Source organism: Alkalicoccus urumqiensis (assembly GCF_002993335.1).
Classification (GTDB): domain Bacteria; phylum Bacillota; class Bacilli; order Bacillales; family Salisediminibacteriaceae; genus Alkalicoccus; species Alkalicoccus urumqiensis.
In genome coordinates this window covers 80,175-98,892 of sequence record NZ_PVNS01000003.1, presented here as the reverse complement: position 1 = coordinate 98,892, position 18,718 = coordinate 80,175, and the positions used below count along the sequence as shown (strand labels likewise).

Genomic DNA, 18,718 nt, shown 5'->3' with positions numbered 1-18,718 from the left:
ACGGTATCTTTTCAACAAACGTTTCGGGTAATGATTACTCTTAATACATGGTTCGTGCAATTATTCTCACTAAAAACACACCACCAGGTCGTAGACTCTTCCTGCCTTCACGATTCATTATTAAAATCTGAAGCCGCCCTCCTTCCCGGTTGGCGGCTTCGCTCTCCTTAATCGTTTGCACCCGCTCCCGCAGCAGCTGAGCGTCCCACACCATACATAAAAGCAAACGTGAATGTATAAATTAGTACTACCCGTGACTAAAAACAGCGCCCCGGGCATGAGGAAAAAAGGTAGATGTGTGTAAAAGGGTATTCAGGAAGTGGAGTGGATTAACTGAGAAGCTTATTCTGGGGACAGGTCGTCTAAATACGAAAAAAATTCCTCTTCATCCGTCGTTTGAAAAATTAAACCGTCATTGTCAAAAACAAAGTATGCTGGAACTCCGGAAGGTTCTAAATCCGTATAATGTGCGTCGTCCGCATTACGCGCTTCACCCGTTCGATTACTTAAAACATGTTTGTACTCTGGAGAACGTAGTCTGCTTACTAGTTCATGCACCCTTTCCTCGCTCTCTACCATAGCATAAGTGGCGTATTCACCATCATTTTCCGTAAGCAGGGTTTGATAGGAGGGGGAGGATTCTTCACTGCTGTCATTCGAGTTTGAACATGCAGATAATAGAATGAGTATAAACAAAAGTGTGTATCGCATTATTTCAGCTCCTAAAGTGTATCCTTCAAAGTCACGTGAACTTATACAAGGGTGCCACCAGCTTCCTTAATACTACAGCCGTGCTTTTGTTCATTGTTCACAACATGACCCTTCTCCCTTTTAGCTGCCGGAGCCGGCGGCTTTTCCTTTGTATCACTCATTACATTTCCTCCACGGCCACCCGTGTCCCCCCGAGCAGGTCATGCAGCATCCGGCGGTCGGGCCGTGTGGATGCGAGGTAGAAACTGACGAGCAGCCCGGCGCCGAGCGTGAGCGTATACAGCAGCACGCCGCCCAACGTCCGCAGCAGCATATGCCCGGCATGCAGCCGGCTTCCATGCACCGGGGTGATCCGCAGCCCGCACGCCCGTTTGCCGACGGTCTTTCCTTTCCAGAGAAGCGGCAGCGCTAGAAGGAGAAGAAGTTCGACAACGGGCGGCGCGAAGTGAATCGTGGTACCACCGGGAAGCGGAATCGACGGGAGCGGTCCGCCCCGATCCAGCACAAGGAAAAGGCCGATCACCAGATTCACCCCAATCAGGAAAAAACCATCGATAAGAGCAGCACTCAGCCGGACATCCAGCCGCGGCGCCTGTTCCATGCCATCCCCTCCTCCGTTTTATTTACTGCACTGTCTCGTTTTTAAAGCGGCCGATCACGTGTGCGTACACCCGCTGTATCAGCTTCAGCAGGTAGTAATACACCAGCACATTGATCGCAAGCGAAAACCCACGCACCGTCACACCGCCGCTTCCCTATGATACTCGAACCACCGCACGGGAAATCCGTACGTGCGGCTGAATCCTGACGCAGATACCCCGAGGTCTGGAAGAAACACCATCCACCCCGCCAGCAGATAGCTGAGAAAGTAGATATTTTTATAAAGCTTCCAGCTGCCGCCAAAACATACACACCAAGCAGTCCGATCCCGAGCGTCCCGGCGAGATAAAGCATCACATAGCGGACGTCGCCGAAGGGATACGAGCCAAACCCGAGCACCACCAGCAGCAGAAAGATGCCGATCACATACCCCACCTGCAGGGAATGCTGCTTCATACTCTCGCACTCCTTGTTCCATTCCCTTCAGTATATCACGATTTCTGTTTACTGGAAGTCTTTTTCCTTTTTCTATCATCAAACGTCCCGGTTCAGCCACAAAAAAAACAGCCCCGATAGAGGCTGTCATTCGGCTTGATCCGCCGCCGCTTTTTCTATTAACGCTTCCAGCTCCGGCACCATACCCTTCACCGCTTCCCCCTGATACACCATCACCGGCACACCAAGGTAGCCGAGCGCCTCCACTTCCTCCTGGTACTGCGCATCCTCCCGCACATTACGCACCTCATACGGCACCCCGCGCGCATCCAGCGCCTGCTTCACAAAATTGCATTCGATACAGTCGTTTGTTGTGTAAAGACGTACACTCATACGTACCCTCCTTAAAAAATCAACGCGTCTAGTAGTCCCCGTCCCTCTCCTGTTCGGATGTGCTATAGTGGTACACAGAGGAGGGAATCGAGATGAAAAAACACATTCACGTCGTAGCCGCAGTTATAGGAAACGAAGACGGAGAGCTTCTCTGTGCCCTCCGCAGCCGCCAGATGTCACTACCGAACGTATGGGAATTCCCCGGCGGTAAAGTAGAAGACGGCGAAGACTACCAGGCAGCGCTGGAGCGAGAAATCGAAGAAGAGCTCCACTGCACCATCACTGCTGGTGACGTGTTCCATACGCATACACACGACTACGAAAAAGTAACGGTCACGCTTCACTGCTTGCACGCAACGATCACGAACGGCACACCGATCGCCTCGGAGCATGCGAAGCTGATCTGGATGCCGACAGAGCAGCTGGACTCCCTTTTATGGGCACCAGCAGACATTCCCGCCGTTGAATCCCTTCAAGCCGCGGCCGTTCGCTAAACCTTTTCCGTCAGCTCTCGGTACAATAGCGGCGGAACGGGCTCTTCAAGTTGCATCCGAAAGGAAACCGGGCGCTCGCCCTCATAGCTTTCCACACGCACTTCCCCCAAGTAAATAAACGGCTCCGGTTTATTCCGCTCGATCTCTTTATACTTTCGCACGAATAAATGGAGCCGGTTCCCTTTCGCTTCGTGGTGAATCAGATTTTGTCCACGCTTCGACGCCTGCGCCATGTTGTTCGGGCTATCCCACAAAAACGTCGTCGGGCTTTCCAGCTCGTCGTGATAATTCAATCGCTCTTCTACCGAAGCGTCCTTATGCAAATCGACGAATAAGAAATAATCGTTCCCGTTCACGAGCAGGCCGGATCCTCGAAACGAGGAATGGCTTTTCTCGAAGTTCGACAACAATGCAGCATCACGCATCTTATACTGCGTGCCCGCATGGAAAAACGGCACGTGATCCGTTACTGCGCCGTATTCCTGCTCAAAGCGGTGCAGTCCGTACTCCAACACATCCTCCAGCCAGCTTACATAGACGTCGTTTTCCAAAAAGGTGTCCATGACGTCCGTTCGCACGAGCACCTCTTCCTCCCAGGAAACGAGTGCCGGCTGACGGCTTTTTTCGCTGTCGTCTAAAAAGTGCTGAGCAAGGGTTCGCATCGCGTGCCGAACGGTCGCTTCTTCCACCGTTTCCATCCAATGAAGCACGGCTTGTTTGGCTTGCTCTACCGTGATCGTACGCTGTTTCAACAGCACCGTCAAAATCGCTGCTTCGTGCGGTCGCTTGAGCGGCAGCAGTTTCGAAAGCGATTCATACGCCTTCGCCCACCTGTCGTCTGCAAGCATTTCCGTGAGCGGCGTTTCCTTCTCCATTTTGGCGAGAAAATGCAAGTAACTTCCGGAATGTTGGATGAAAAGAACCGGATCCGGCGCGCCTTCGTACGTATGGTAATCCATGAGGCGATACGGCGGTTTGCCGTGGCGGATTTTCTTGAATTCGACATACGACGCACGTAAATATTTCATGCTCTGAAAAGATTCCTGATCGAGCTGCGCTAAAATTTGCTGCGTCGAGATTTCATCCATTTGCACATGCACCGGCCCGGGTAAATGCGCAAACCCGGTCGCAACCGCCACTTTCAAACTTTCTTTATCGTAATAACGCTGGCCGTTTAGCGCGAGCGCAACGAGAAAGGCGCGGCTATGATTGCCGATAAAGTCGAGCACCGTTAAAAACTCTTTTCCGGGATGCTTCCGAAGTCCCCGCCCTAACTGCTGGATAAACACGATCGGTGACTCCGTTGGACGAAGCATGAGCACAAGGTTCACGCTTGGAATATCGACACCTTCGTTGAATATATCGACGGTAAACACGCATTCCAGCGGATCGCTCTCATCTTCCAGCCGATCGATGACGCGCTCACGCTCGGCGGCGTGATCTTCTCCGGACAGCGCCGCACTTGGAATGCCCCGCTCTGTGAATTCCTTCGCCATATACTTCGCATGCTCGACGTTTACGCAGAAGCCGAGCGCCTTTCGCTTCGTGCCTTGATGACCGTAAAAGTACAGATGATGCAAAATGTGATCGACGCGCGCGTGCACCTGCAGCCGGCGTGCGATTTCCCGCTGCTCCGACGCACTCAAATCACTTAAATCAATATCCTCTACATCGGTAATGCCGAAATAATGAAACGGCGCCACAAGCCCATCTTCCAGCGCATCGTGCAGACGGACTTCAATCGCCGCGTTGTGATCAAACAGCTCAAAGACGGAGGCGTCATCGCTTCGCTCCGGCGTGGCCGTCATGCCGAGCATGAAATCCGGGGTGAAGTGCTGCATCACTTCCTGATACTGCGGCGCGGCGGTATGATGCGCCTCGTCATAGACGATGTAATCAAACGCATCCGGCGAAAACGACTCGTACCTAGTCGCCATCGTTCGAATGTTCGCAAAGACGTAGTCTGCCTGCGCTTCCTTTTTCGTCCCCGTCAGCATGCCAAACGTTCGGTTCTCCCGGTGCAGCAAGTATTCGAACGTCTCCTTTGCTTTGATTAAAATGTCTTCTCGGTGCACTAAAAACAGAAGACGCTTCGGTTTCACCCGCTGCACGTCAAACGCAGCCATAAACGTTTTGCCTGTTCCGGTCGCTGCAATGACAAGGCTTTTCGTTTCTCCAAGCTGACGAAGCCGCGCTAAATTATCCATTGCCCGCCGCTGCATCTTGTTCGGCACGACGTATTCCGAGCGCATTTGCAAGACGTGCTGCTGCGGGCGCAGCCGCTGCACCTCTTCGTACTGCTTTTCGTAGTCCCGTAAAAAGTCCTCCGACAGCGTATGGCACGCATCCCACAGCAGATGGTACTCCTTTAGCACCCGCTCAACGAACGGCCGCTCTTTCTTAGAGATAATCTCCACGTTCCATTCCACATTCGACTTCAGTGCCGAATGCGTTAAATTCGACGAGCCGATAATAATCTTGTAGCTGTCATCGTATTCAAATATGTACGTTTTCGTATGAAAGCCACGGTTCTCATCGGTGACGAACACGTTGATGTGAATATCCTGAATTTCCTGCAGCCGGCGAAGCGCCTTCGGATCAGTGAAATTCAAGTACGTCGACGTCATGATCTGCCCTTGCTTGCCTGCTTTCACCGCTTCATGAATCGCATCCAACAGCAGCTGCACCCCGCTGTAGTTGACGAAAGCGACGCCGAAATAAAACCGGTCGCACGTCTCTAACGAATTCGTCAGCTCCTTTAATAACGTTTCACTCTCATTGTTGACTAACAGCCGCTCTTCCACACGATCCGCCCCTTTCTACCTATGACCTTATTGTACATGAATTGGAACAATCATGTAGAGATGTGTGTTAGATCCAAGCTTGCATCACGCGTCCAAAACAAAGACAATAAAGACAGAATAAAGGAGGAATGCCCGATGTGTGCCTTTTGTGAGCTGACGTCCTGGGAAATAGACAATGAACTGGCGTTTGCCATCTATGATAAATACCCGGTTTCCGACGGGCATGTGCTGATCATACCGAAGCGGCACACGGCCGATTATTTCGACTTAACGAAAGAAGAGCAGGAGGCGATGCATGCGCTCATGGGTGACATGCGGGAGCGGCTTCTCACCGAGCGGGAGCCGGACGGCTTTAACGTCGGCATTAACTGCGGAGCGGCGGCCGGCCAGACGATTTTTCACGTACATATGCACCTCATTCCGCGCTACAGCGGAGACATGACCCACCCGGAAGGCGGCGTGCGCGGCGTCATCCCCGAAAAGCAGAAATACTAGGAGGCACGGCATGACGCGCATTGCACTGATCCAGCAGAACTTTATCGACGAACTTATATCCGAGGCGGAGCGGGCGGAGACGATCTACATCCTCGTCTCCTTCGCCATGAACTCCGGCGTCTCGCTCCTCCTTCCCGCTCTGCGTCACGCGGCCGAACGCGGTGCAGAGATCAAAATCTGCACCGGCGACTACCTTTACATCACCCAGCCCGGCGCACTGGAGCAGCTGCTCGAGCTGGAAGCACACGCCGAGCTCCGCCTCTGGGAAAGCCGCGGCCGCTCGTTTCACCCGAAGATGTACTGGTTTGACCACGGTGCAGAGCGCACGCTGTACGTCGGTTCGTCCAATCTGTCCAAATCTGCGCTCTCGACAGGGGTGGAATGGAACCTCGGTGTCTCGGGAGAAGAGGCGGAAACGGCTGTCCAGGAAGCAGAGGAAAGCTTTCTCCGTCTTTTTTACGATGAACAGACGATCCCGCTGAATGCCGAGACGGTGAAACGTTACCGCAGCCGGCACGAAGAACACCGCGCCTCGCTTCCGCCGTGGGCGAAAGAGACGACCGAAGAGAGCGAAACGCAGCTGATGTACGGCGTGGAATCCGGCGCAGGGTACGGAAAAGAATCCCCGCCCGTCTACGAGACTCCCGTTGAACCGCACGGGCCGCAGATCGATGCGCTCGAGGCGCTGAAGACGACCGTCGAAGAAGGCTACCCGCGTGCGCTCGTCGTCATGGCGACCGGTCTCGGAAAAACGTACCTCGCCGCCTTCTTTGCCGTCGGCTACAAACGGATTCTGTTCGTCGCACACCGCGAGGAAATTCTCACGCAGGCCGCCGCTTCCTTTCAGCGCGTCATGCCGGAAAAAACGGCAGGCTTCTATGACGGGAAACGAAAAGAAACCGAGGCGGACTTCACGTTCGCTTCGGTGTTTACATTCGCCGGCGAAAAGCGGCTGCAGCAGTTCCCGCCGGACGCGTTCGATTTGATCATCGTCGACGAGTTCCACCATGCCGCCGCAGCTTCCTACCAGCGGCTTCTGGCGTACTTTCAGCCGGAGTTTCTTCTCGGACTGACGGCGACGCCGTACCGACTCGATGGAAACGACGTTTTCGCCCTCTGTGACGGGAACGTGGCGTTTGAGATGGACTTTACGGAAGCGATTGAGATCGGGGCCCTTGCGCCATTTTCGTATTACGGCATTTACGATGATACGGATTATTCCACCGTCACGTGGCTCGGCACGCGCTATGACGCGGAGGAGCTTGCGGAGGTGCAGCTGCAGGAGCATGCAGCCGCGCAGGTGTATGAAGCGTGGGAGAAGCACCGGCAGACGCGGACGCTTGCGTTCTGCTCGTCGATCCGGCAGGCGTCGTTTCTTGCGGCGCACTTTCAGCAGATGGGCGTCCGCGCCGAAGCGCTCCATTCCGGACCGGGAAGCATGGCGCGCGAGGAGGCGGTTGCGCGCCTGCACAACGGCACGATCGACGTCGTGTTTACCGTCGATCTGTTCAATGAGGGTACGGACATTCCGGCGGTGGATACGCTCCTGTTCGTGCGCCCGACGGAATCGCTCACGATCTTCACCCAGCAGATCGGCCGCGGCCTCCGCCTCCACGATGGCAAAGAGCGCTGCCACGTCATCGACCTGATCGGCAACTACAAAAACGCCGACACGAAGCTGCAGGTGCTGAGCCGCGAGCCGAACGAACGGAAAAAGAGCGTCGAGCCTGCCGTCCCTTCCTTCTGTGATGTGCACCTAGAAACCGGCGTCATTGACCTGATTGCCGAAATGAGGCGGCGGCTCCAGCCGAAAAAAGAGCGCATGAAAGCACTATTCCAGGAGCTCAAAGAAGAACTCGGCCGGCGCCCGACCTACCTCGAGCTTTACCGGCTCCGCTTTCAGGGGCGCTACACTATCCGCCCGTCGTTTCCATCGTTTCCGGACTTTCTCCACGCCGCCGGTGAACTGAGTGACACTGAAGCCGCCGCGCTTCACGAAGGCGGCGACTGGCTCCGCATGGTGGAGAAAACAGCGATGAGCAAAAGCTACAAAATGGTCGTCATCCAGGCGATGCTCGCCCGCGGGCCGGCGCGCTGGATGGAGCCGATCACACCGGAGGACACCGCCCCGTTCTTCCTGCACTACCTGACCGAAACACTGTACCGCAGACAGGACCTGCAGGACAAAGCCAACAAACACTGGAGCGAAGACGACCTTCCCGCCGTCATCCGCACGCTGCGTCAAATGCCCTTTCCCAAACTCGGCGCCCCGGCCGTGTTTGACGGAGAAACGCTCGACACTGGCCTCCACGTAACCGAAGAGAACGCAGCCATTCTGTACGACTGGACCGACCAGATCAGTCAGTATCGGCTGGAAACGTACTTTGAGAGGAAGTATGAGCGGAAGGAATGAAGAAGAGCCGATCCTGTGGGGGATCGGCTTTGGGTTTTGTGGGTGGGAGTTTCGTATAAGTGGGATTATGTTAACATGTGTATTTTAACTGTGAAGTTCGACGAGGTTTAAATGGATATATTTTTCACACTGAGGAAATACATAAACACTATATTCCCAAGAATTTTGCTTTCCACCAACTATAAATAGTATAGGCTCAGGACATTTGTAATTTGGGTTATTAGAAATACTAAACATTTGTTTGATGTCTTGATTACTCAGTGTTGAGCTGTTATCAGGATGATAGTGCCACTCACCAAGATAATATGTCTTTTTGTTCCATAACCTGTCCAGCTTTTTTTTAATACCTTTGATACCTCTTAAAAACCACGTTCGGCCACTTTTTGAACCAGGGGGAGCTTTTAATAGTTCTGAAATATATGCGCAATCAAGTTCTCTTGAATATTTACCAGCTAATATACCTCCTGTTTCATTTGGATATGCTAATATACATTGTTTTTGAATTTCAATTAATAAATAGCCAGGTATGTATACTTTAAACCTTTGACTTTGTTCAGCAAATATCAAATCATTCATCATATACCTCTTCATTAACTAATTTAATTCCTTCAAAACTGCCTTCCATACTTTTTTCATATTCATGGACTTTGAATAGGGTTCTATGTTCTTCTTTATTTATCTTTTCTAAAGTCTTAATTGCAGTTGCAGCCATGATCCAAATATCATCAATTCTGGCAGGGAAAAGAGGATGCCAACACCCTAATCCTTCTCTTGGTAATTGTACTTCTTCAAATTTTGCTCTTTCCTCAAGTAACCATGGATCCACCAAACTTCTAAAAAAATTGTACTGAAAACTAAAACCATAATTACTGAATATGAACAGTCTTTCTCCGCCAAACCCTAAAGATATTGAAATAAATTGCGCTTTTTTTGGCCAGCTGTTTTGCTGTAAATATTCTAAAACTTCATCTTCACCTGTACAGTCCAATATTAAATTATATTTTATTAACTCATCTATGTTTTTTTCTACATTATTTTTTATTGTTCCTGAATAGGCTGTCACCTTCCCATGAACGGATGTTTTATTTAGACGTTCAGCTAATTCTTTTGCTTTACTTTTGCCTACTTCTGTTAACAATAAATTATGTCTTGTGAGATTCCCCATTTCCAATTTGTCGAAATCAACAATACCTAATTTTTCTACTCCAGCCCTCGTCAACAACTCTCCAATAGATGAACCGAGGGCCCCTGCTCCAATGATTAATATTTTTGATTCGTTAATAGGCTTTGGTAACATTCCACGGCTCATAACTGATTTCTTAGACCAATTGAATGAATCCATCCATTTAATTTGTTCTTGCCCATTAATATTTATTCGATGTTTATTCTTAGTCATGTTACTAATATTTAACTTAGTCCCTTTGGAATTAGAACTATTATCAAAGGAGTTTGAGATTTCAACTCCCTTCCAGAAGATTTCAGAATAATCTTCGTTTAATTTATCCTTAATAGGAAAACCAATTAAGATAATATGAGCCAGTTTATTTTTGAAATTGTGACTTTTCTTGATTTTTCTTAAAATATCTAATAATTCCACTCCTTGGTTTCTGCAAATGTTTGTTAATTCCCCCCAAGTGAATGGGGCTTGCCACGGTTTAATATGCGGTATTTCTTTCAAAATGACCCAAGACCCTGAAATTTTTTTTACAGGTTCATATTGAGTGGGGTAATTTCCCCAGTTCACTCTTCTAACACATGTTCCATTGAGTTTCTGATATTTTCTCACTAATAAAACACCATTGTTTAATATTGAAAAAGTGACCAAACCAAATTTAATATCTAAAGAATTCCAAAATTTAAATGTTTGGACTGTCTCTGAAAAACCTACCTTTAGTGGGGAAGCTTTTGGAAAGTCAACCAGCTCAAAAGGTTCATTTTCAGAAGTAAGTGTGTTAGTGGAAGCTGCAATTAACCATTCTATTGCTCTCGTTACATACCAATATAGACGCTCTTCCTCATCAAACGGTTCCTGGTTAGGTACCAGCTTTCCTAACGTACTTACATTTGCATCAAGGCATAAAAAGCCCCTTCTCCAAGGATGCTCTTTCTTTCCTTCTCCATTATACATTTGATGAGGAAAAGTATGAGTTAGGCTATTACTTTTAGAGGGGAAAAAATGAATATCTCCTTTAGGATAATTATCGTCAAGTAATATATACCACTCTGTTTCTCTTGGTATAACAGCCGTTTCTATTTCATCTGAATACAATGAGCAATGAATAACCCATCTATTTATGGACTCTTTCCATTCTAGGTCATTAATTATCTCTATTCCGTCAATAAATTCAGTGGCTCTTCTACCTTTTAATAGTCGCTCATTAGGAATTCTCTTTACTGACATCCAAATCTCCCACCAGAAACTGATTCTGTAGGCTCAGTTCTTGGAGTAAATCCTGATTTTTGTGCCTTAGGCGGTGGAGGGAACTTAGAACCAAATAACTTACCCCATAATTCGATACTTTCTACTTTGTCAGTACTGTCTAAGGCCTGTCTTGCTATCGAAGCAGCTTCTTTAACTAGATCATAAAATTCTTTATACTCTTCTTCAGTAATACGTTTAAATACATCATGTTCTGGTACCCCGTGGTCTTCAAGGATAGGCTTTTTAGGGTGGTTTGATACTATGTTTTCTAATGTGAAGGTAACGCCATTAGCAATGGAGTCTGTATGATCCGGACAACATAATCCTATTAAATGCTCTAATGGATACCCCTTTGGATATTTAGGTGCCGGATTTAATTTTTTCCACCATTTCAATGCTTTTACTACATTTACATAGTGTCCATTACATGTCGCGTTTTTGTTCCAAGTCCATTCAATTTGAGCTAATGGATCGGTTTTTTCCCAAATCCCTGCTTCTCGATCAGGTATTAACAATGGTTCTGTCTTCCAAGTGGGTTCATCAACTACTTTTTGAGTCTTCATACTCCATGATTTAGACAAAGACCAATTTTCCACTTCATTCAAAGCAAAAGATTTCGATACACTTTCCGTTTTCAATAATTCTTTTTGAGCTTCTGAAGGAGCAGAAGTAATTACTAAATCTAACTCAACGTAGCTAAGTTCAATACCAATAGATCGGCCCTGCATTTTATATTTATCCTTATAATATTTCTCTAAAAATGGTAAAAATAAGTCTAGTGCTCTCTGAGGGGTGTAATCATCCTTATCTAGATTCGTAACAACGATAACGTCTACATCAGACTTACTCCCATTTTTAGGTCGAACAGCAGTTGCTCTCCTATAACTACCTTGCAAGAATGTGTTAACAATAATTGATGAGGTATCTTCATCTTCTAATAATCTATCTCGTAAGGTGTTATGACCAATTTTCAAATCATTTACTTGATTTTCAGTTAATCTTATACTTGTCAAAAAGTCACTAAAATAAGATTTCACTTCCATCATCACTCATCCTCTCTACTTTTTACGGTAAATTGATAGATTCACGATATTCTTGTGCTATTTCAAAATCATATTCATATAATGTTATTTGACCAAAGCTCCTTGAGAGTTGTCCTAAAATAAACCAAAAACCATTTGGTGCTGCACCAAAAATATGATATCTTTTTTTCCTATCTTCTGGAGGAAGATTTTTTAAGGTCCGCAATATTTCATTAGCAAGATGCCTTGCATGTACTCCCCCTTGGATGGAACTAGCGTTTGGCCCATCTTCGAAGTAAAATCTTACTTTTGTTTTCACAGACAAACCTTTATCGCTAATATAATTCTCAACTTCTTCTAGTGCTGAATGAGTCATTTCTATTATAATCGCTATATGTTCTCCATCTTCATTTAGCACCTCTTGATTAACTTTCCATTGAGGATATTGCTCTTTAGAAATAGTAGAATCCGATCTCCATACTTCACGCCCAGTTAAACCCTTTTGTATAGGAACAGCTTTTACTCCTGACTTAGGATCAAGATAATATCCAGCTGTAAAAGCCACGCTTGAATGCGTGTCTAAGTGTATACAATAACTCCCTCCTTCAGTTAAATTTTGTGTCAAAAATTCATCGATTTTTCTTTTGATGTCCTCGTTCCATCCAAAATTCTCTTTTAAATGACGCCCTTCAAAATGTTCTGATAAACAAATCATTGAAGAAGTATTATTTTCCATATTCCTTGCTCTATGCATAAAACTTCTTATTCCTATAGGAACTTCCTTAGAGAACATAATGTTAGTTCCTGTCCATAATCTTTCATCTTTGCAAATTTGTATTAATTCTTCTTTATTAAATTTTGTCTTGCCTTCTTGGAATAGTCTTGCCAACAGACTAATGTAAGGGTTAATACGCTGAGTAGCATTTATAGGTCTCAAACCTACTGATGAAAGTTTAGAGTTTAATAAATTCACTAGATTAGAGTAAGTAGAAGAATCACTAGATATTCTGATCAGTTTTATAATACTTTCCAATTCCTTATCGTTTTGAACATCCAAATGTTCTTTTAGCTTTTCTCTGGCTTTTGCTACATGAGATTTATTTTTCTCATCAAATAGAGTTTCCAATCTGAAAGACCCATCTTGAGTATCAATTAATCTAGAAGTAGAAAGTACATCATTGGGGTGAATAGTCCAGGGTGTAACCAATATTGCGATTCCGGGTTCATCTTCTGTGTTTAATGAGAAAGAAGCTTCTTTAACCTTTTTTAAAAAAGAAAACTTAGAGGCATTGATAAATTTGGGATCCATTAAATTATCTAGTGTGATGCTCCCCCCATAAGTTACATGGTATTTAACTTGATAATACTCTCTTTTAATCAGATTGCCTTTAAAGTCTTTAATCGGCTGTTTATATCTAATAACTACATCATCAAGGGATTTTAATTCCATATCCTCATAAGAAATAGTATCAATATTAGAATTTTCTTCCAAAAATTCACAAGCTTTTAACCAAAAGAAAATCTTTTGATAATCATCTCCTAATTGTCGAGCTCTTATTGGGTTTGCCATAATTAATTTCTCCTAGGATATATTTTCTAAATTTTCAATATAAATAACTATACATCATTTGAAGTTCCTTTGGAAATTAAAAGGATTAAATCCCCCGTTCATAAAAGTACACTTTTCCGAACGGTAAAAAGCAACTTGAAAACTACATATTACTATGTCCAAAAAACTCACTTCCTTATTTTCGAACGTCTGCTTTTCTAAATAGACTTTCCCGAACGTTATTAACAGTCGATCTAAAAAATACGCCTCCCCCTTATAGACGAACAAAAACCTTAAAAAGATTCGAAAATTCCGACATTTCATCTCAAATCGTTCAGGGTTTTTTGAAAGAGCCTTGAACGGTGTCTGTTTCTATTCTAATTAATCGCCCAGCTCATCCGATTCACGAGGACGTTTCTTGACAGTTCGCTGTTGAGGTTGAAGACCCTAATCCGATCAGTTCAAAAATAACGTAAGTGATGCTGACGATGTACAAGGCATCGCCAATGTTGGCAAAACGATGGCCCAGTGAGCAGCAAGTTAAAATTTCGATTCAGTTTCATTATTCAGTTCCCCTAAGAAGTCAATTCGTTAATAATCTCTACTGAAGGAGATGGATCAAATTGGACTAATTGTCATATCAACTGCTGCTTTTCGATTGAAGATAAATCTTGGGGGACTTCGATTTATCGAGAAGTTTGATTATTCCCATTATACGTCAAGCTGTTGGAAAACAAATGGATATATGAGAGAAGTTTGGTTATAGTAAAAGAAAGCTTCATTTTACTGCCAATACATCTGAAATAGTTTAATTCAATATAAGGGGGTGTATATATGTTTACTACTAAGGAAGCGAAAATTCTTGATGGCACACCAAATTACTTGGTGATTGAAGAGTTAGGGAGAATAGATTCTTTAAAGCATTTTGAAGAAATTTTATACGAAATGAAGAAACATATTAGGGGGCACGCTATTCCGTCTGCTTCGATTGTCCTGAATGAAAAAGATGCTAAACAAACTCAATATACAATTCTACTTGAAGAGCTTAGTTATCAAAAACAAGAAACCCAATATTTTTATAAACGTGACCTCACTTCTTTCGAACTACTCAAAATGAAAGCATCTCTTGAAATAAAATCACTGGAAGAAACTACGAGTGATGTATTTATAAAGACGTGGACAGCAGCTAGTTCCGGTTCTCTGAATGCTTCCATCTCTTCAAATTCCCTTTCTGTCGAAAAAGAATTTGAAGGGATGAAATCTGAACTTGGCTCGGATTATAAAAGAAGTTGCCTGGTTATTTTTTATGAGAATCAACCTCTAGGGGTGACAATGCCACAAATTGAGCAGGGAACTATTGATGAAGGTAGATTGTTTTATTTTGGAATACTCCCGTCTTTTCGTAACAAAGGTTGGGGCGAATATCTTCATAAACTTTCGCTGCATCTTCTCAAAAAAATGGGTGCCAATTATTATATTGGGGCAACTGGACAAAATAACGTTCCCATGCAGCGAATATTTCAAGCTAATGATTGTGAACTGATTGAAAGAAAGTTTATTTACAAATTAGTAGAACAGAATTAGATGAAAGCGAAAGTAAGCGAGGAATATGAAATTTAAAGAATGGAGTTAACTAACAGAGCATCAATGTTAACTTCATTTAGAAGGTTTATATTTTGTCGAATGATCGGTAGCTTTTATTTGTGATATTTTATATTTCTAAAAACCAGTTCCTTCAATTAAATAATTCGAGTTTCTTTTATAACTCTAAAACGAGCTTCACTAATTGGAAAACTCCGAGTGCGATTAGAAATAGGCTGCCCCCAGCGGAGAAAAAAGTGAGGATACGATGCAGATTTATCTTTTTCGCCCCCATCGTGAAACAGCCAAGAAACAATAGCCAGGTGATCTGTAGAGAAATGTGCGTTATTCCCACATATAGATAGTGTAAGTAAAGTGAAATCTCCGTGTTTTGCAAAAATGATGGAATTATAGTCACATATAAAAGCAGCGGCTTAACATTGAAAATATTCAGCAAAAATACTCGGGTGGTCGTAATAATTTTCGCTGGAGGTTGAGTGACTTTAAAGAGATTGCGTAAAATAGAAACACCTAAATAGATCAGCATTAAATAACCAATCACCTGAATCACAGAAAAAAGCTGTGGCAGTTCGAGGAGGAGGGTGGATATACCCATTGCTGCGAGCGAGGCATGTGCAGCAATACCGAGGACAGTTCCAAGTATCACTCGATATACACCACTGAACCCCTCTTTTTCAACGGCTGCAATTGTAAGCACATAGCTAGCTCCAGGGGAAATGATGAATGGCAAAAGCAATGCAATATATGTATATATATCAATCACCTGCTTTCATCTTCTGTAATTCTTTATTTCTTTGGTTTATCTATCCTTCTCTTCTTCCTTCTATTGGTGGAATGATGATGCATGTACGATAGAATATCGATGAACGTATTTCTAAACACGTAAAGGGTATACGTTCTGACTCGGTCACTGCTCTTTTCTCATGGTTCTACTTTTTGAAAAAGGTTTATTCTATGGTTCAAGCATTCCTTTATAGAGTGTATATTCCGCGATTGATTAGACTTAGTATTGAGGCAGCGGTTCTCTCTACTTACTCAGAACAAAAAATATCCTCGTATACCTCATCAGAAGCTGTGCACGTATACTAGGCTTCTGTCTGGGATACCTCCGAAACGTCTTTCCGATAGGTTTTTCCTTTCCACAATAGTAGAAAAGCAATTGTTAATCCTGTCAGCGCAAATGCTGCGATAACGTTTTGAATGTCAAATCCATTTGCGAGCAGCAGGGTGACGCCTGCGTACGCGATGGGATCGAACCCGTTCATGGCTAAGAAAATGACACTCATGACCCGCCCCATAATTCGTTCATCGGTTTTTTCATGTACGGAAGTAAAGAATGGAATATAAACGAAAACCATGGAGAAGCCGATAAGGAAAGCAAGTCCGGCCAGAACGAGCAGGTCGGCTGTCTGGCTGAAGATAAGTGCGGTCACAAGGATAGCGGTCAGTCCGATAATAGACGTCACGCCTCTTCTTTTTATTTGTACTACCCCTAAAAGAGCCGAGCTGAAGAGCATCCCCGCTCCCAATGCCACTTCTATATAACTCAAGTTGATCGGCGATCCCCCGTGCACCTCTACGAGAATGGGGATACTGATTTGTATTGCACCGAATGCAAAAAAGTTCAGGGTGATCAGAACGAGAATTCCTGTTATTAAAAAGGTGCTGTACTTAATATGGTAAAAACCTTCCTGCAGATCTTTCAACGGAGTTTGTTTAACCTGATTTTCAGGGGCCCCTTCGTTTAAAAAGGGAGGGAACATCAGCACGGCGGAGAGAAAAACGACGAGGAAGGCGGTGAGGTACCCGGCAGAGACCCCGGATGCTTCCATCACCGCTCCTGCTAAAACCGGTCCTGCTATGATTCCTGCCTGACTGGCGCCCTGGTAGAAAGCGTTCGCCTGCTGTATCTGTGACGGCTGAACGATTTTGGGTATGAGCGAAGCGCTCGCCGGTCCGGAGAACGCATCCAGCGTGCCAAACAGCATGCCGAACAGAATCAAATACAGCATAGACATCGTATCGGCGCTGTGAAGCAGGAAGATGATAAACAGAAAGATGCTTTGTGCCATACTGGTGCTGAACATGATGGTCGTTTTCTTCAATCTGTCTGCCAGGACACCGCCGAATACCATCATCGCTAATCGGGGGACGGTAATGGCGATAAGGACCACACCCAGCAATTGGGAGGAGCCTGCTTCAGCGATGACGTACCAGGCAGTTGTCATGAAAAACATGGTGTAGCCCATGACAGCGAGAAAGCCGGAGCAGAGTATAAACGTAAATGTTCTGTTGCGAAGGATGGATCGTTGTTCCACGATAATTTACCTCCATTTCACTTAGTAAATGTAAGGTTATCCTGGGACGTAACGTCCTCCGCAAGGGGTAATAACTCTTTTTATGGTTTCGACCTGCCGTTTCCCTCCAGCTACGCCTCTTCCCTACCCGTTTCCTCCGCTGCTATTTCCACTGCTTCTGTCAAAAAGCCGATGATGCGCTCTGGTAAGGCAGCTATATACGGCTGGAGCCGTTCGTTCAGCTCATCGGCTTTCCGGTCCTCAATCTCCCACCCTTTGACGTATGTATGCAGCTTCAGTTCCCGCAGCTGCTGCTGCACCTGCGGATGATCCGGAGCGTACTCGTGGATAAGAGCCTCGTGCACGACGCTCAATATGTCCCGTGTTAGTCTGTCCAGTTCCTTCTGCTTTGATTTATCTGCAGGAAAAAGGTGATCGACTGCTTCTTTAGAGTAGTAGTCCATAAATATTTCTTTCTGTTCGTTTTCCAGAAGCATGGAATTCATGAGCAGCAGGAAGATTTCTGCATCAGTTTCCTGCCCCTGGTCTTTAATAGACTTAATCCGTGCAATCATCTCCAGCGAAGATTCAATAGTGTCTCTTTTCTGCCGCAGAATTTCCTCCTGCACATCGATCATTTCTTCAAAGGAATATTTGGGTTCATCCACCTTTTCTTTAATTTCCTTTAAGGAAAGGCCCAGGCTCTGCAATAGCTTGATATGATGAAACCTTTCAAACTCCCTCGTTGTGTATATGTTCTGCTGCTTTTCGTTTTTCTCTCTAGGAACTAAAATACCGAGCTGCCTGTAGTGCCTTAACGTGCGGATCGATGTATCTGCGATCTCTGCAAATTTACTGACCGTCAATTTCATCTTTATTCCCCTTTTCCAGAAGCTGCGACGTTTTTCGTGGGCGGCGTTTCTCACCATGATCTTCCGGTACTTCGTATTTCCCGCTCCCCTTCCACCACGTCATCGCTCATGTGGTAATGGTGCGTGATTTCCGGTTCGTCTTCAAACGTGACCAGCAGCAGGTACAGACTGTCCGATGGGGCTGGACTTTGTCTGATTTCCCAGTTTCTTTCCGGATACGTTTCTTCCAGGTGGGCATCCAGCATGTCGATCCGCTCCGGCACTTCTGCGTACAGGATCGTATATGGACGGATTCCCCAAAACGTAATTCCTGCGGCCAGGACGATGATGAAAATCGACACAAACGCTCCCAGCAGGACTTTTTTTTCACTCGGAATGAGTACCATTCCGGCGAATAAAACAGCACTGATTCCGGCTGTCGCATACGTAAAAACCCGCTCGATATGATTCACCTGCGTACCAATGTAATGGTGATAAAAGACAAGAAGTACACCCATCGCCATGAGGTAAACAAGTAAACATATCCTTCTCCAATGAACATGACGAAGCATCCTGAAAAACCCCTCCCTGCTATATTCATGTCCGCTGGCATAACGGCCGTCCCTGCCT

General features: G+C 45.5%; 17 protein-coding genes. 4 read left to right on the top strand and 13 right to left on the bottom strand.

Going from position 1 to position 18,718, the window contains the following annotated elements; translation table 11 throughout:
- Positions 1-342: 342 nt before the first annotated feature.
- The 4 genes from C6I21_RS03825 to C6I21_RS03810 form a co-directional block, all read right to left on the bottom strand.
- Positions 343-711 (bottom strand): hypothetical protein, encoded by a 369-nt coding sequence (locus C6I21_RS03825; RefSeq protein WP_105958119.1) that lies wholly within the window; start codon positions 709-711, stop codon positions 343-345.
- 160 nt (positions 712-871) lie between these two features.
- Positions 872-1,312 carry an RDD family protein gene (locus tag C6I21_RS03820; protein WP_105958118.1) on the bottom strand — a complete coding sequence of 147 codons (441 nt, stop codon included), beginning with the start codon at positions 1,310-1,312 and terminating at the stop codon, positions 872-874.
- Between the two features lie 41 nt (positions 1,313-1,353).
- Positions 1,354-1,767, bottom strand: a complete 414-nt coding sequence (locus C6I21_RS03815) for a hypothetical protein (protein WP_105958117.1) — start codon at positions 1,765-1,767, stop codon at positions 1,354-1,356.
- A 126-nt stretch (positions 1,768-1,893) separates the two neighbouring features.
- Positions 1,894-2,139, bottom strand: a complete 246-nt coding sequence (locus C6I21_RS03810) for a glutaredoxin family protein (RefSeq protein WP_105958116.1) — start codon at positions 2,137-2,139, stop codon at positions 1,894-1,896.
- Between the two features lie 92 nt (positions 2,140-2,231).
- On the opposite strand from C6I21_RS03810, the gene C6I21_RS03805 reads away from it, so the two are divergent.
- A complete protein-coding gene (locus C6I21_RS03805) occupies positions 2,232-2,633 on the top strand; it encodes a (deoxy)nucleoside triphosphate pyrophosphohydrolase (RefSeq protein WP_105958115.1) in 402 nt (133 codons plus the stop codon).
- Here the strand turns inward: C6I21_RS03805 and C6I21_RS03800 are convergent.
- Entirely contained in the window at positions 2,630-5,437 is a 2,808-nt protein-coding gene (locus C6I21_RS03800) for a DUF3427 domain-containing protein (protein ID WP_105958114.1), read from the bottom strand. The genes C6I21_RS03805 and C6I21_RS03800 overlap by 4 nt on opposite strands.
- Positions 5,438-5,572: 135 nt before the next feature.
- Between C6I21_RS03800 and C6I21_RS03795 the strand changes: the two genes are divergently transcribed.
- Positions 5,573-5,932, top strand: coding sequence for an HIT family protein (locus tag C6I21_RS03795; RefSeq protein ID WP_105958113.1), 360 nt, complete (start codon positions 5,573-5,575; stop codon positions 5,930-5,932).
- Positions 5,933-5,942: 10 nt separating this feature from the next.
- Positions 5,943-8,345, top strand: coding sequence for a DEAD/DEAH box helicase family protein (locus C6I21_RS03790; RefSeq protein ID WP_105958112.1), 2,403 nt, complete (start codon positions 5,943-5,945; stop codon positions 8,343-8,345).
- A gap of 84 nt (positions 8,346-8,429) precedes the next feature.
- On the opposite strand, the gene C6I21_RS03785 is transcribed toward C6I21_RS03790, so the two are convergent.
- Genes C6I21_RS03785 through C6I21_RS03770 form a run of 4 tightly spaced genes read right to left on the bottom strand, consistent with a single transcriptional unit; the run spans position 8,430 to position 13,359 of the window.
- Entirely contained in the window at positions 8,430-8,924 is a 495-nt protein-coding gene (locus C6I21_RS03785; RefSeq protein WP_181186076.1) for a Mov34/MPN/PAD-1 family protein, read from the bottom strand.
- On the bottom strand, positions 8,914-10,746 hold the full coding sequence (locus C6I21_RS03780; RefSeq protein WP_105958110.1) for a HesA/MoeB/ThiF family protein: 1,833 nt from the start codon (positions 10,744-10,746) through the stop codon (positions 8,914-8,916). The genes C6I21_RS03785 and C6I21_RS03780 overlap by 11 nt, the downstream gene beginning before the upstream one ends.
- Entirely contained in the window at positions 10,737-11,813 is a 1,077-nt protein-coding gene (locus tag C6I21_RS03775) for an SMODS domain-containing nucleotidyltransferase (RefSeq protein WP_105958109.1), read from the bottom strand. The genes C6I21_RS03780 and C6I21_RS03775 overlap by 10 nt, the downstream gene beginning before the upstream one ends.
- Positions 11,814-11,832: 19 nt before the next feature.
- Complete coding sequence (locus tag C6I21_RS03770) at positions 11,833-13,359, bottom strand: SAVED domain-containing protein (protein WP_105958108.1); 1,527 nt, start codon at positions 13,357-13,359, stop codon at positions 11,833-11,835.
- Between the two features lie 813 nt (positions 13,360-14,172).
- Here C6I21_RS03770 and C6I21_RS03765 point away from each other — a divergent pair.
- Positions 14,173-14,922, top strand: coding sequence for a GNAT family N-acetyltransferase (locus tag C6I21_RS03765; RefSeq protein WP_105958107.1), 750 nt, complete (start codon positions 14,173-14,175; stop codon positions 14,920-14,922).
- A 175-nt stretch (positions 14,923-15,097) separates the two neighbouring features.
- Here the strand turns inward: C6I21_RS03765 and C6I21_RS03760 are convergent, their stop codons facing one another.
- The 4 genes from C6I21_RS03760 to C6I21_RS03745 all read right to left on the bottom strand — a co-directional run bounded on the left by C6I21_RS03760 (position 15,098) and on the right by C6I21_RS03745 (position 18,612).
- Positions 15,098-15,703, bottom strand: coding sequence for a LysE family translocator (locus C6I21_RS03760; protein WP_105958106.1), 606 nt, complete (start codon positions 15,701-15,703; stop codon positions 15,098-15,100).
- 322 nt (positions 15,704-16,025) lie between these two features.
- Entirely contained in the window at positions 16,026-17,258 is a 1,233-nt protein-coding gene (locus tag C6I21_RS03755; RefSeq protein ID WP_105958105.1) for an MFS transporter, read from the bottom strand.
- Between the two features lie 110 nt (positions 17,259-17,368).
- Entirely contained in the window at positions 17,369-18,109 is a 741-nt protein-coding gene (locus C6I21_RS03750; protein WP_181186075.1) for a MerR family transcriptional regulator, read from the bottom strand.
- 50 nt (positions 18,110-18,159) lie between these two features.
- Entirely contained in the window at positions 18,160-18,612 is a 453-nt protein-coding gene (locus C6I21_RS03745) for a hypothetical protein (RefSeq protein WP_105958103.1), read from the bottom strand.
- Positions 18,613-18,718 lie beyond the last annotated feature (106 nt).

What these genes read in the sequence shown, in the direction of transcription:
- C6I21_RS03765 (WP_105958107.1), top strand. Translation starts at nt 14,173, where the DNA reads ATGTTTACTACTAAGGAAGCGAAAATTCTTGATGGCACACCAAATTAC.
- C6I21_RS03815 (WP_105958117.1), bottom strand. Translation starts at nt 1,767, where the DNA reads ATGAAGCAGCATTCCCTGCAGGTGGGGTATGTGATCGGCATCTTTCTG.
- C6I21_RS03790 (WP_105958112.1), top strand. Translation starts at nt 5,943, where the DNA reads ATGACGCGCATTGCACTGATCCAGCAGAACTTTATCGACGAACTTATA.
- C6I21_RS03770 (WP_105958108.1), bottom strand. Translation starts at nt 13,359, where the DNA reads ATGGCAAACCCAATAAGAGCTCGACAATTAGGAGATGATTATCAAAAG.
- C6I21_RS03810 (WP_105958116.1), bottom strand. Translation starts at nt 2,139, where the DNA reads ATGAGTGTACGTCTTTACACAACAAACGACTGTATCGAATGCAATTTT.
- C6I21_RS03750 (WP_181186075.1), bottom strand. Translation starts at nt 18,109, where the DNA reads ATGAAATTGACGGTCAGTAAATTTGCAGAGATCGCAGATACATCGATC.
- C6I21_RS03745 (WP_105958103.1), bottom strand. Translation starts at nt 18,612, where the DNA reads ATGGCGATGGGTGTACTTCTTGTCTTTTATCACCATTACATTGGTACG.
- C6I21_RS03825 (WP_105958119.1), bottom strand. Translation starts at nt 711, where the DNA reads ATGCGATACACACTTTTGTTTATACTCATTCTATTATCTGCATGTTCA.
- C6I21_RS03780 (WP_105958110.1), bottom strand. Translation starts at nt 10,746, where the DNA reads ATGTCAGTAAAGAGAATTCCTAATGAGCGACTATTAAAAGGTAGAAGA.
- C6I21_RS03785 (WP_181186076.1), bottom strand. Translation starts at nt 8,924, where the DNA reads ATGATGAATGATTTGATATTTGCTGAACAAAGTCAAAGGTTTAAAGTA.
- C6I21_RS03775 (WP_105958109.1), bottom strand. Translation starts at nt 11,813, where the DNA reads ATGATGGAAGTGAAATCTTATTTTAGTGACTTTTTGACAAGTATAAGA.
- C6I21_RS03805 (WP_105958115.1), top strand. Translation starts at nt 2,232, where the DNA reads ATGAAAAAACACATTCACGTCGTAGCCGCAGTTATAGGAAACGAAGAC.
- C6I21_RS03820 (WP_105958118.1), bottom strand. Translation starts at nt 1,312, where the DNA reads ATGGAACAGGCGCCGCGGCTGGATGTCCGGCTGAGTGCTGCTCTTATC.
- C6I21_RS03795 (WP_105958113.1), top strand. Translation starts at nt 5,573, where the DNA reads ATGTGTGCCTTTTGTGAGCTGACGTCCTGGGAAATAGACAATGAACTG.